The following is a 14,382-nucleotide window of genomic DNA, read 5'->3' on the forward strand; positions in this document are numbered from 1 at the left end:
GTACAAGTTCTTGTCTCAAGTAAAATTCTAGACTACCTTTCATCGCCAGATATAATAATCAGTCGCTTCCTCTCCCCTATAATGAGTTGATTTATCTCCCTGTATCGGTGTATTGTTAAAACTTTTAGGTACTCATTCATGTCGTAACTATTGAGCTTTGTTAACTCTACTTTAACAAATCAGCAATGAGACTATGTTCTTGTCCATTATCGGCAAAGGGATCAAGTTCTTGTCTCGAGTAAAGGACAAGAACTTGATCCCTTAAATTAGAAAAACCGCGCGGGGCGCAGTTTCTTAAAGGACTATGTTCTTGTCCTGTGACATTTTCACACATATGTATGTTTTTTTTAGTTCAACTTCAGCGCCATCTTCCCTTTCAATTTTAATTCTTGTTTCTCTATCTCGAAAATGTTTTGGGACATATATTCGTTCAAATGTCTTTAGTTGCTGCAATTCGAGCAAAAATATCAGGAAGCCAGACCTCACCAATTTCGACACTGGGGTTATCTCCGTGTATAAACTCGTCAATTAAGTGTTGAAAAAAATTCAGTAGCCCATCAATATGATCAAAATGACTACAAATAACCACGTTTTGGGAAAATCTGATTTCGTACAAGTCGTTTTCTGTACCCCTTTGTTCTGACCTCCGAATCCATCCCAAGAGTTATCGTAAGTATATAGAATTTCTTCTCCATTAAACTCGAGATCTATATATATTGGATCGCCTTCGTCAGTGTAACGAGCAAGCGCAACACGGCTGCTTGTCTTATTCAAATAATCATCATAGAACTTCTCTAGTTTATCTACATTAACTAACCCAGGAGGCCCTGCAACAACATAGCCCACTCTATTACTCATCACGCTGATATCTATGCATCAATTTATTAGACAGGCCCAATGCCTCTTCACGAGTGGACGCAGGTGCCGCAATTATATATCCATTTTCGCTATCCCAATTAACAGTTTGCTGAAGATCCTCCTCAGACTTATTGGTTAAATTCTGTTCATTAGCCATATTCAAAAGAAACGTCACTTGACTAAAATCCTTGTTAGTGAACAATAAATGCGAGACATAGCTATTACTTCCCTTTGTAGCTCCCCTCTGATCAAAGTAAAAATAAGGATATACCATGACACCAAAGCCTTCACTAAAAAAACTTATCTCCAAATTACGCTGATCCGGTGGCACGGGGATTTGTTCTCCAACAATATTTATTTCACCTTTAAAGGTACGCTGACCCATCAGGGTTGTATACAGCTTGCCTCGAATAACTACCGTTGCCTGTTCCGCATCTGCCTTCGCCCCATCGGAGCCGAGTTTATACTTAATACCCGTCAACGTTACATTGACTGAATGAGGAAGTATTTTATATACCACCCACGCCGTACAAACAGCGATAACTGCAACAATTAAGCTGATTAATATGACCCGTCTAGTCTTCATCTCATTCCTCCCTAAAAAAATCAGGCCCCGGAAGTGTATAGCTGTTCATTTATATTCCAAATACACTTTCATAATTAATAACCACCTTTAATTAATTCAACAGCTCTCTCAATATACTCGTCTCTGCCTTCCATAATCCCTTCAATGGTAGGATCAAGACGAATATCTGGCTGCAATCCTATTCTTTGCGTTGGGTTTTTATCTGGATCAAATATGCCGAGTCCACTTATAGCGGTTTTTATTTTTCCTGGAAGCATAATGATACGTATATCACCATCAGTTCCAGCAGACGGCCTACCGAGAACTATGGAGTTTTCTGTATTTCTAAGGGACATCGGTTGTAAACTCGCCTTGACTAGCAGTATGTTCATTGATTAGAATCACTACTTTCCCTTTATAAACCTCGGCATTTGTTTCTTGGGGCTTCCCTGAAACCATAGGCTCAAGGTAATAAAATTCACCGGGTATTGCACGATTGGGGACCGATACTGTGGCAAACTCTTTTTCAGAAGCGATCAGATATTTGGCTAATTCATAAGTAAGTATGCTAGAAGGGTAGTTTCTAAGATCTACAATTAGCCCTTTAGTGTTCCACCACTTTTTCATGATTTTATCAATCTCTCCATCTTTCAAGAGACCAGCATTAATATAGTAGATTTCTCCACTCTCCATTGCTTGTGATTTCGTATCAACCAGGAAATTAATGTCTTGTTGACTGCCTACTGCACTAATGTTCATCTTATTTCCCTGCCGAATTACAGTAACGTCCGTATTCTTCTGTTCAGTTCGGAATAAATCAAGAAAAAATAAGCTGGCCGTGTCTTCTCTCGACTGTGATATATATTTTCTTCTATCTTCTAATAATTCATCTATATTTTTGTCGCCTACTTTTAATACAATGTCTCCGACCTCAAGTCCACACTTGTTAATTAGTTTATTTATAACAATCTGATTGTTAATTTCGATAAAGTTTACGGGAAGCCGATACGTTCCAAAATAATCAGTAATCGTCTCTCTATCTTTGCCCACCAAATATGCATGAGAATCATGTATTCTAGTTGTCAGTTCTGCTAAGGTCATGAAATAGGAGTCATAATCCGATCCATCTACCATTTTAGGGATAAACTCCAGAAGCACTCGATCCCAATCTTCTCCGATGACATCTATATACGGATAGTAATATTCGATAATATTCCAGTAGCGGAATAAACCTAGCAACCTGTAGCCTGTATCATCGAAATTCATATTAGAGTACGGGTTTTCATTTCCCATAGACGGAAAGAATGAATCTTCCTTAAAACTAACATATGCATATTCTCGTTCTGTAATATTAGAATCCAGAAGCTTCGATAATTCAAGACTTAAGTCCGTTCCGAGATATTCTTCATCCTTGGACCAATCTGTAGATGGACTGAGCTGTATGGAATCATCGGAAAATTGATATTGATCATCAAGCTCTCCAGAAATGGACTCGCTGCCTAATGAATGAACCCACTCATAGAGAATTGAGCTCACATCTGAATTTTCTTCTAAAATAGAGGGCATCACCCGAAACAGCTCATAATCCCAATTTACATCTCCAGATACAACCTTAGGATGATAGTATTTCACCACTCCCCATACCTTACTGAGCTTAGCAAAATCCACGATCTTTTGTTCAGAAAGGCTGGAAAATTTCATTCCACTTCCTTGGTCAAATTCCTGCTCCTTCTCTCTCCCGGGTTGATGAGTCTCTTGTGATGTAGAATATCCTGCAATAATAAAAATAAGCAATACACTGAAAAACACCAGGTACTTCCAGTTCCTTCTTTTTCTTTCTCCCACCTTTTTCTCACCTTTCAGCTCAACAATTTATCTTTTTGTCATTCTTGCAAATCTAGGACCTGCTTCACCTATCTCAGCAAATCTATATGTTATTTTTTACCAGATTTATAAACTATCCCTCAAAATCTCTAGTGTAAATAAAAAACCCAGCCTTATATAGCTCTTATCCTAGGCTGGGGCGTATGTTGTCTGAGCTTTCACCCTGATTATACATCTAAATAACCATAAAGGTGATAGCTCAGCATCAAATAATGACAGATTAGATTTACGTGTTGTTCATTCAGGCATTAATGTTCCTCATACAATTCATTCATAAATTTCCCGGCACTAATGATCCCTTCTTTCGCTTCCTCCAGAAAGGAATGACAGCACAGCCAACCGTGAAACAATGTCTCTTAATGATCTTGCTCGATCCCATAGAGTTTTCCATTCTCATTCTTTACCACCATTGGACTATATAGAGGTGCCGACAGGCATCGCATTATTCCCTGCAGATATTTTGTTGCCGCCCAAGGAATGGGCTGTACGTAACCTTCGTCAGCGTATGCTCGACCGGATGTATTCGGCGCGGTCTTCGATGCTGCAACGCGGAAGCTCGACTAATTCGTATCCAAGCTCGGTGTAAACGGCCGCCATCGTGTCAAAGGTTCGGAGAGCTGTCTTCAGATCCTGTTTTCGTTCGGCATCCTGACGATATATGTCCGGCCAGGGCGGGGCGATAAAGACGCGTTTATTGTAGCGAAATAATTCGCCAGCGCGCTGGATATGAACCGGAACATCCAACCCCTCCAGTCGAAGATACCCGATGACGTCAGGTACACCTCGATCAAACAGCACGGGGGCGGTATTTCCTTGCTTCAGTTCTTGTTTGTATGAACGCATTTCCCAAGATAGCATGAGCTCTGCGAAGAGTATTCTGTCTTTCCAAGGCAGAGCGGCACCGCCAATCATCGTCTGCTCCTGGATGATGCTTCGTCCCGCTTCGACCGACCGCATGAAGCCTTGCCGTTCAAGATAATCGAGGAGTGTACTCTTCCCTGAGCCAGGGCCACCTGTGATGACAAAAAAATGATGTCCTTCTAACTGCATAAAATCCTCCTTAGATAGAGCTTGGATAGGCGAGTTCGGCCCGTCCGTGGTTTCGTTGATCGTAGAATGAATAGAGTAGGTGCGGTCAACTTTCAAGCATGGCGAGGCAATAAGCATCGGATGTGGTGACAGATGAGGATTGCAGCGGGGTAGTTGTAGGCACATGCAATCTGTAAGAGGTGAACTACGAAGTGATTAAATTCTATGGGGCATTATATCATACAGTCGAAAAACATGCTTCAACAGTTTAGCAGGAAATGGCTCCGCGGGCGGCCGCGGATCGATCGGCGCATATGCTGCTTGCTCCGGCATCGGATCCTGATTAGACATTCATCAAATCGGCAATAGGAACTTGTTCCGATAAAACAAAAAAACCGCTAAAATAGCGACATTCAATGGGCCTAAGTTCTTGTCCCTCGACATTTTATTATTTCCATTCCTTTGATTAAAATCTATTACTGCTTTTTGATCTAACATAAATCCAGCTTTTGCAGTATGAAAACATTAAAAATAAAAGGCCTATTTATCATGCCAAAAGGGAAATCACCCCCAATTGGATTGGAGAAGATTCCCGTTGTTTTAGTATTTATTATTCCAAATAGCCTTCGGCAATTTTCATCAAAGTTTCTTTGCTTACTTTATCCATGTTTCCACGTAAAGTATAGGCGTATTTTACCTTTTTGTCTGGGCTCTCGTATACCCATTTCAGCTCGTGACTCTGCGAAGGAGCAAATTCTGTATGCAGCATTTCTACTCCCTTCACTTGAACCTTCTCCTGCTTAAATTCAACGTTATCGTCAATATACATTGTAGGATCGCTCTTTCCACTCAGATTAGTGATATTAACCCCGATTTTATCTTCGCCATTTTGATACGTAGCAAAGAGAAGGAAAAACTGATCTGTCATTTCAACCGGCATTATGGCATATCCCTGATTGGATTCTTCCGCCTGCTTTCTCAGCTTTTCTGCCATTTTCTTTTTTTCTTCCGAAGAAGGAGGATTCACTTCCTGAGCATTTTTAAAGATTACGTCCGCCTTTTGGAATGTATAATTTCCATTGACTTTGTCTGCGATCTTAATGGATTTATCCGTAATCTTATCGCGCAATTGAGAAAGATCTTGGAAGATAGTCACCTTCGTTCCAAGAATTGTTTCATGATTCGGGTTATTGGCAACCATATAGAACAGCCCAGCTTCCCCGTTCTTTAGCACCTTATCCTTAAGTTCATAAAATGCCTTGTAACGCTCTATCTCATCTTTCGATTCTGTCTTTCCGTAATCTTTCGTCGATTTAGTCTCATATACGACTTCGCCATCCTTATTCGTCAAAGAATGATATTGAACTGCCGCATAACCTGTGGAGCCCATTAACATCATCCCTACAAACGCAGTCAAAGCAACTTTATATTTCACAAAAAACCTCTCCTTTTCTTTTGGCTTAGCATTTAGTATTCTCATTACTTTTCCTGTCAAGTCGGCGTCGGGAATGCGCGGGTCATCAAACAGTTTTTTCAAATCCCGATCCCTGTCCATATTCATACACTCCCACTCCCTTCACTTGAGCATAATACTTTCGAAATTTTGCAGATGTACGTTCGTATTTTTTACGAAGGCTGGCGCTGTTTTTGCCGAGAATCAATCCGATCTCCTGGTAGCTTTTGTCCTCGACACAACGTAAGATTAACAAATTACGCTCTTCCGCCGATAATTTCGCCATGGCTTGATGTACGGATTCATCAAAATAGTTGGCTTCAATATGCAAATCGACTTCATTATTTTCTTTCTCATCCTGGTAAAAGAAAGGCAAATATTTCACCAACTTTCGCTTACGGATGATGTCGATACATTGATGGTAGGCAATCTTGTATACCCAGGCGCCAAAATTTATCTGATATTGGGTATATTTCTTCAAGGTGCGGAATGTCTTCAAAAATACTTCCTGTGCGTTATCCTCGGCTTCGGCATAATTGCCCAGCATATGATAACAGTAGAGAAAAATCGGTTTTTGATAAACCTCTATGATTTTCTCGAATTTTTCTGTGTTCCCATCCAACACATCTGCAATGATCTGACTTAACTCCGTATCATTCAAGCCGTCTCCCCCCTTTCACTCTATACAACGAACAGCTCGACCCAAAATGTGACAGCACCAAAAATCACTACAATCTAAATCGAGCTTCGCAAGGAGCTTGTTCGGCCCTTTTCCGTAAACCCACCAAATGCTCTACGTCTTGATTTCGAAATACGACACAGCCAATCGCTCATTCCTTCGGCATCTTGGACAGTATCCTCGCGAGAATCAAAGAACTCTCAGATCTTTTTTGCGATGTATTGGATGACTGCTTTTGGCAATTTAAATTTATGTGAGGGAAATCGTGCTTCATACTGGAGAAACTTAACAGTACAGCAAACCCCAAACGAGCTCCTGAACTATTCCCTACTTGCTAACATTTCATTTGGAAGAAACGTACTTTGCAACATTTCAATTCCTTCATGAACTGCCTAATCGCTTGCTTCGTGCTTCGGTTTTCGAGAATCGACAGTACCAGTTCAATCCCGAACCGGCTGCTGTCCGAATCGAAATCATGCTTCCGGCTCGAGTGCCCACCCGCATGTCTGCCGTGCTTGTTCAGCCAATCCTTTATTTTACGCTGGACTAAATTGGAAGTAAGGAAACCGCTCCCCATGCGCAATACGGCATAAGGGACCGGAATCGTAAAAGCGTGCTCCTTGTTCTTAACCCTCACAATCATCATGACCCATCACTCAGTCACTACGGTGACGATATCCTCTTCACCGGAGCGAACTTCAATGATTTGCCCGTCAAGCAATGGATCAAATCGGTAATCGGACCAAGTTCTTGTCTTTTACGGCAATGGGTACAAGTTCTTGTCCTCAACTCGGGACAGAACTTGTGCCGATAAAACAAAAAAATCGCTATATTAGTTGTTCAGAGAAAATAAAGTCTAGACTGAGGCAAAATAGCCCTCATCTTGATAACAAGGTGTGGGTTATTTGACGCTTACTATTAAAGTTACATATTGTCAATCAACCCTAAAACTAAAGAGAGGGAATGACCCCTCTCTTTTTGACGTGCTTTAACCTTACAATACTATTTGATAAGACGAGCATTTACCCAATCAGCATGGTCACTATTTATACCATCCTCACCATCTGTTACTTTAAGTTTTAGCTCATTCTTTCCAGAAAGATTAACGTTTACCTCTTTTGCCTCTGTATTTTTATTCATTTTACCACTAGAGAATACAACTTGATTGTCTACAACAACTTGGAACTCCACAGTACCTACAGAACCTACCTCACTATCTACCCCAACTAACGCGGCAAAGGATGTGTACTGCCCATTCAGTTTGTAGACAATTTCACTGTTAGCATGTGTGCCCAAACCTTTTGTATAGGTCTTGTCATTTAACTTCAGCGTATTTCCATCAACACTACGATCTTTTTGGACTGTTCCCCAACCTGTTGTTGCAGAAAACCAATCAATATCGCTGAGATACGTTATAACAGGTTGTGGTGTTATTGGATCGGTTTCAAAGATTTTAATCTCACTTGCAGATGCAAAACCATTTGTTCCACCACCTTGAGGTACTTCAAGTCGAACATATTTAGCAAGAGTAGGTGTGAAAGTTACTGTCTTTTCTGTGTTGTCCTTTGCCCAAGTGCCTGTTGCAATCTCATTGAATGTTACCCCATCAAGACTAGTTAGGATTTTATAATTTGTAATAATACCATTTTCTCCACCAGTTTGTCGTGGTAGATAGGTTAGTTTGGAGAATGTTGAGGGATTTAGGTACTTTGCTGTAATATTGTAAGGAAACTGATTTGGTTTATTCCATTCACTGTGCCAGATACTATCTGGATTTCCATCAAATGCATATGCTGCGGCATTATTTTCACTTGAAGTCTCTTGGCTATTTGTTGTTACAGCAATGATACCCCCAATACCTTTTACCTTATCCATTCCATCTGTCGGTTTAATGATGTTATACTCTGACCCAAACCAAATTGGTGCAGTTAGAAGAGGTAAACTCAATGAATTAATCTTGTTTCGTGTGTCATCTGTTGCAGACAAACCCCATTTATCAAAGAAAGGCGTCAAGTTATAGTGAGCTACTTTTGAAGTATTTAGAATAAATGCCTGTTTTTTCTGATCATCAGTAGTTGGCAGATCAGTTTTTGCCATCTCACGATATAATCGATGTAACTCTGGGTAGAAGTTATCCCCAAAAGCAAGATTAAGTTGCCACAACATTTCTAATTTTGATTTAGAGTCTGTAAAATTCTTGGTTGGCTGATCTACAAACGAGAAAGCAGCTAAGTACTCGCCTTGTGACCTTGCAGGCTCAGTAGGTTTAAGAACCTTCTTAGCAGCTAGAGAATATAGATTTACTGTCACCTCAGTCATCTCATCCCAAGTCCAAGGCCCTTGTTGTCTCAAATGACCTGCCTCGTGATACTGCCCCCAACCCATTCTTGTAAGGTCTAAAGCATCTGCATTTGCTCCAGTACTTGTAGGCATAATTGCCCCATCCCAACTTGCATATGCATACGCTCCGCCTGTGTATGTTGGTTGTTCAATAACGCCAATCAGATGCTTATCTAACCGATGTCTAGGATCAGAATCAGAATTTGATAGTCCAGAAATGTTATCCTGTGCTCCAATAAACGTATCATAAGTCTGTAAAACAGGAACCGGGTCTTGATTCAAGATATGGTTTTGAACAGAAGCATATGTGAAGACTAAGAGGGCTTTTTCTGATTGAAGAACAACAGAAGGTGCATTAGGATAAGCACTCATCATTGCCTGCCAATCCTCTTTTGTATTCTTGCCTAATACAAAGAATGGAACAGGACTACCCCCACTCACTACATTTACATTAATACTACCTTCATTGTTGCTGTTATCAAAAGACAACAAACCGCCATTTGGTGAGGAAATTGTGTTTATACCTGCTTGTAATGGATAACTAATCGCCCACTCGTTATCATGACGATGTGTCCCAATAATCGCTGTAATTGGTTTGTCACCTGAAACTTCAATCACAATTTGTTCATTGGCATTTGCATATAGACCTGTTGGCTGATATATTTTTCGAGCATTTATGAATCTACGCTCTCGCTCGCCTTCCGCCCATATATCTCCAAGGGCTTTTACTTCAAAATTTCGCTGAACAACAAGATTACTTTGCTGTGTAATGGCTTCCTCTGATGGTGTGATGGCTGCCTCTGAAGTTTGGGCTAGTGCCCAAGATGGCGAGCCAGCTACTACAACCGCTGTTACCACCATAAGAGATAAGACCTGAAGTGACTTCTTAAGTTTTCTCATCAAATCCTCCTAAAAAAATAATTTATGCATAGCTAGCATTTAAATGCTGGCATATCCACCTTGGTAAGTATTAAATGGATATCAGACTAATATGACACTATTTAATTCCATTTAATGCCATTTGTTAAATAACACCGTTTATCTCTATTTCTTCAATACCATCTTTATTCTGCTTTTAATAAAAAAAAACCGCACAACATAAGCTGTGGGTTTCTTTCAAGGATAAAAATTAAATAATTACTAAACATAATCTCTAAACCGTTTGAAGTGTAGGAGTTCTTTGATTTCTTTAGATACAAATGTTGGAATCTCTTTATTTGTCCAAAACTCTTTAGAGGCAAGCATCAAATAGGTGGGGGCTATTTGACGCTTACGCGGCGGCGAGCTGCGCAGCTGCAGTTGGCATGCCAGTCTAATGTAGTGTAGCGCTTAGAAAAATGTAAATGAGCCCATCACTGTAATTTGGAAGCTTCTTATTTCCAATTTTACATGCAATGGGCTATTTATGTTCAGTGTAAGGTAGTGTAAGATACTGGTCGTTTATAAGACATCGTCATCTGCTAACTCATCCGCTTGGCGTTCGTAATCTTCTAAATTAGCTGGGATCTTTAATCTTACTTTATCACCGTCAAGGATTACTCCCATTTTGCTCGCGTGTTTGAAAGGATCATACGGTTCATTGTTTTTAAGGCATGAGTATAAAACTTGGGCAATCTTACCGCATACATGCCCTATTGCTTTTCTCTTCGCCATTCCTCGATCAACTAATCGCTTATAGTAAACACGAAAACTATTTTCACTTATTTTTGGAGATATTAATAGCAAAGTCATTAAGAATAGAACTCTGCGAGTATCTCTAACACCCTCGCATGTCTGCCTACTCTTAAAAACGGATGTTCCCGAGATTTTATTCTCCGCAGCTACACCAAGGTACTTTTTAAGCTCTAAATATGTTGAGAAACGTTCAATATCACCAATAGCGCCGATAAATGTACAGGCCATAGATTCACTCATGATAGGGAAGGACATAAGTATCATTGTATAAGGATGAGGCTTATATCCTTTTTCTTTATTCCCATAAAGCAGGGAAGCTATCTGTTTATCCATGCTTTTTATCGCTTCATCTATACGCAAGGCCTCTTCAATAAGCCACGTTTGCCGTTCAGCTAGGTGTGGAATGTTCAAGGCTAATGTGTTGGGTAATAGTTCTGCCAAGGTCATAGAGGCTTTTGTAGCAGTAGTTCTTGCACCAATTGTTATTAGAGTTTGCCTAAGTTCATCTTGAGTTACCTTGGCCATTTCTTGCGCTGTAGGATACTTCAGAGCTAATTTGAGGACACTTAACGCACCTGTCTTTTTAAAAGCTCGTTTAAGTTCAGGATTGGTTACAGAAAGTAATTGCTGGACTTGATTCTTACGTCTCGTTAATTGAGTAGTAAGCAACCAGCGATCCCTAGTTAATGTGCGGTATAAAACCTGCTCTTCACTTGCAGGACGAACTATTCGCACCGAACGCATATCTGGATGAAGGGTTTTGTGCCATCCCATATAAGCCATAATCCTAGCATCAATTTCATCGGATTTTTCATTAAGTCCTAGCTGGCGTTCACGAAAATCCTTTACAGCTTTATTTTCAACCTGATATATAGAATAGCCTCGATCTAATAGAACTCTAACAACTAAATATGAATAATGCCCACCAGTTGGTTCCAGTAATATAAAGAAATCCTGGGGTTTATACCCGAATTGTGCTTGAATATCTTCCAAAGCATGGATAAACTTTGTAATCCCTTGGCTATCCGAGTTAAACTTCATTGTTTTACTGCGTTTCCATTCCTTCTCACTGCGGAACTTTTCAAATGGAATGCAAGCAGCAACATGGAAATCCGAACCAATATCTATTCCAACATAGAAGGGATAAAAAACTCTTGAGTTGTCTCGGTCTTCAATAATGCTCGTATCCGTAAGCATAAAATTATCCAACTTATGATCACCTATTCGAATCATTTGCACCAGATTAACCAAGTTTTCTTAAGAGCTCCACAATGGGCCCAATGTAGCATGTCAGGTTTTAGATTCGGTGCATTACCCATAATAAACTGAGAGGTCGAGTATCCGCCTCAATAACTTTAAAGGGCTTCTATTAAGTTCTTTCGACAGGTTGAATAATCATTAAATGTGCAGCGCCAAAAACATGGAGTGCCTCATTTCTGTTAAAGAAGTCCAGGAGGATGTCCTGCCGGCTCCAAACCTATTCTGGGCGGTTGTTCCCTGAGAGGTCACTGCACAATTATATATACGCCTATTAAGGGCTAATTCCTTCTAATACGGTACCAGTTACCACAAATACTTTATAGAAGTCTTTCCAAGCTCCACACTAGACTCAGAGGTTAACTGGTACTAAGGTATTTTAACACGTTGCTCAAAAGTGGTAAAAGCCTATTTATTGAACTAACGTTCCTCGTTAGCGTAAAGCATCAGTGCTTTCAAGTACTGCCTTTATCCTCCTTACGCTAGAAGACGAGCTCTCTTCCTTAACAATTTTAAAAGTACCAAGGTCAGCCGTATTCACCGCGTGAGGACCGCCGCATATCTCTTTGGAGAATTTGCCCATCGTATATACTTTTACCATCTGGCCATACTTGCTCTCGAATAGACCAATAGCCCCTGTTCTACGTGCATCTTCAAGCGTCATCTCTTCGAACGTAATCCCGACGCCTTCGGCAATCGCTTCATTGACCAGCCGCTCGGTTGCCACGATCTCTTCTTCAGTCATTTTACGATGGAACGAAAAATCAAAGCGCAGTCTCTCAGCCGTTATATTGCTGCCCTTTTGCGCCACCTCATCTCCGAGAACCTTTCGTAGTGCAGCATGCAGAAGATGAGTTGCCGTATGCAGATTTGCCGTCTGTGCAGAATTATCTGCTAAACCGCCTTTAAACTTTTGGGCTGCTCCGGCTTGAGATAACTCTCTATGCTTCTGAAATTTCTCTAGATATCCTTCCAGATCGATGGCGATGGAACGCTCTGTTGCCAGTTCCATGGTCAATTCGATGGGAAACCCATATGTATCATAAAGTTTGAATGCAGCTGCACCGTCTATTTGACCATTTACTAATGAAATCGAAAGCTTATCGAATTCACGAAGTCCCTGCGCGAGCGTTTTTTGAAAACGAGCTTCTTCCGCCTGGAGTTCCCTAATAATTTTATCGCGATTGCTTTGCAGCTCTGGGTATATTAGCTCGTACTTGTCAATCACAGCGCTAGCGATATCCGCTAGACCGCCTTCTTGAATACTCAATTGCATTGCGAATCTAACAGCTCGGCGAATCAATCTTCGCAGCACATAGCCTTGGTCGACATTAGACGGAGTAATGCCGTAATTATCACCAAGGATAAATACTGCCGTGCGGGTATGATCCGCAACAACTCGATACGCTTTGGGTTGATTTTCGTATGCCGTCTCCGACAGTTCTGCAATTCGTGAGAATATCGTAGTAAACAGGTCGCTATCATAGACTGTTCCTCCATTCAAAGCGACTAGCACTCTCTCTAAGCCCATTCCCGTATCGACGTTTTTTTGATCAAGCGGTTCAAACTTTCCCTCCGCCGTTTTGTTATATTTCATAAATACATTATTCCAGAATTCAATATAGCGCCCACATCCACATGCTGGCGAACATGTAGGACCGCAACGTTCTTTATCCGAGATAATGAAGATTTCCGTATCGGGACCGCAAGGACCTGTTTGACCTGCTGGCCCCCACCAATTATCGGTTTTAGGCAAGAAGAAGATCTCTTCCTCACATTGACCTAATGCACACCATATCTCGTACGACTCCTGATCACGGGGAGCATCATCATCTCCTTCGAATACAGTAACCGCAATTTTATGCTTGGGTATATCGAGCCAGTTCGGCGAAGTGACGAACTCCCAACTCCACGATATGGATTCATGTTTGAAATAATCGCCAAGTGACCAGTTGCCCATCATCTCAAAAAAGGTGCAATGGGTATCATCACCGACTTCATCTATATCCACAGTACGTATACACTTCTGAACATTGGTTAACCTCGTTCCAGATGGATGCTTCTCTCCAAGTAAATAGGGCACCAGCGGGTGCATGCCCGCTGTCGTAAACAATACGGTGGGATCGTTATCGGGTATAACGGAAGCGCTAGAAATGACGGCATGACCTTTTTCTTGAAAAAACTGAATATACTTCGCTCTAATCTCTTCAGATGTATACAGTTTCATTGATATTTCTCCTTTTACTCTATTTTAGACAACAAAAAAACGCCCCAAGATTGGGACGAATTAATCGCGGTACCACCCAAGTTATTGTCTTCGCATTTAGCGATACAATCAGCTCAATTGACTATAACGAGTCAAACCGGCGGGCATTAACCGCACTCCTGAACCGGCAACATACTAAGTTTCGTAGGATTTCACACCAAAACATCCCTCTCTGAACGAAATGTAGCATATTTTGTTCATTCATTGATTTCATTTATATCATTTCCTAATTATTGTTATTGTAGCCAGTTAGAATTCAGATGTCAATCGTGTATATTAGCAACCTGCATAATACTCGAAAACCCACTCTTAATTAACGTAAACTGCCCGTTAGTTCAATAAAAAGAACGCTCTCGCGCCTTCGCTTTGGCTACGTC

The 14,382-nt window shown here is 40.8% G+C and carries 11 protein-coding genes; all 11 read right to left on the bottom strand.

The window, feature by feature from the left end:
• Window positions 1-546: 546 nt before the first annotated feature.
• Window positions 547-858 (bottom strand): DUF4362 domain-containing protein, encoded by a 312-nt coding sequence (locus tag MNQ98_RS14155; RefSeq protein WP_241933735.1) that lies wholly within the window; start codon window positions 856-858, stop codon window positions 547-549.
• A complete protein-coding gene (locus MNQ98_RS14160; RefSeq protein WP_241933736.1) occupies window positions 851-1,444 on the bottom strand; it encodes a hypothetical protein in 594 nt (197 codons plus the stop codon). The genes MNQ98_RS14155 and MNQ98_RS14160 overlap by 8 nt, the downstream gene beginning before the upstream one ends.
• Before the next feature lie 74 nt (window positions 1,445-1,518).
• Complete coding sequence (locus MNQ98_RS14165) at window positions 1,519-1,779, bottom strand: S41 family peptidase (RefSeq protein ID WP_241933737.1); 261 nt, start codon at window positions 1,777-1,779, stop codon at window positions 1,519-1,521.
• A complete protein-coding gene (locus tag MNQ98_RS14170; RefSeq protein ID WP_241933738.1) occupies window positions 1,769-3,268 on the bottom strand; it encodes a S41 family peptidase in 1,500 nt (499 codons plus the stop codon). The genes MNQ98_RS14165 and MNQ98_RS14170 overlap by 11 nt, the downstream gene beginning before the upstream one ends.
• Window positions 3,269-3,805: 537 nt before the next feature.
• Window positions 3,806-4,357, bottom strand: a complete 552-nt coding sequence (locus MNQ98_RS14175) for an AAA family ATPase (protein ID WP_241933739.1) — start codon at window positions 4,355-4,357, stop codon at window positions 3,806-3,808.
• A gap of 589 nt (window positions 4,358-4,946) precedes the next feature.
• Complete coding sequence (locus tag MNQ98_RS14180) at window positions 4,947-5,897, bottom strand: hypothetical protein (RefSeq protein WP_241933740.1); 951 nt, start codon at window positions 5,895-5,897, stop codon at window positions 4,947-4,949.
• Window positions 5,857-6,450 carry an RNA polymerase sigma factor gene (locus MNQ98_RS14185; RefSeq protein WP_241933741.1) on the bottom strand — a complete coding sequence of 198 codons (594 nt, stop codon included), beginning with the start codon at window positions 6,448-6,450 and terminating at the stop codon, window positions 5,857-5,859. The genes MNQ98_RS14180 and MNQ98_RS14185 overlap by 41 nt, the downstream gene beginning before the upstream one ends.
• 352 nt (window positions 6,451-6,802) lie before the next feature.
• Complete coding sequence (locus tag MNQ98_RS14190) at window positions 6,803-7,114, bottom strand: hypothetical protein (protein WP_241933742.1); 312 nt, start codon at window positions 7,112-7,114, stop codon at window positions 6,803-6,805.
• A 356-nt stretch (window positions 7,115-7,470) separates the two neighbouring features.
• On the bottom strand, window positions 7,471-9,708 hold the full coding sequence (locus tag MNQ98_RS14195) for an NPCBM/NEW2 domain-containing protein (RefSeq protein ID WP_241933743.1): 2,238 nt from the start codon (window positions 9,706-9,708) through the stop codon (window positions 7,471-7,473).
• Window positions 9,709-10,248: 540 nt separating this feature from the next.
• Complete coding sequence (locus MNQ98_RS14200) at window positions 10,249-11,706, bottom strand: IS110 family transposase (RefSeq protein WP_481856768.1); 1,458 nt, start codon at window positions 11,704-11,706, stop codon at window positions 10,249-10,251.
• 466 nt (window positions 11,707-12,172) lie between these two features.
• Window positions 12,173-13,966, bottom strand: a complete 1,794-nt coding sequence (locus MNQ98_RS14205; protein ID WP_241933745.1) for an alanine--tRNA ligase — start codon at window positions 13,964-13,966, stop codon at window positions 12,173-12,175.
• Window positions 13,967-14,382: the final 416 nt, after the last annotated feature.

Source organism: Paenibacillus sp. N3/727 (assembly GCF_022637315.1).
Classification (GTDB): domain Bacteria; phylum Bacillota; class Bacilli; order Paenibacillales; family Paenibacillaceae; genus Paenibacillus_AQ; species Paenibacillus_AQ uliginis.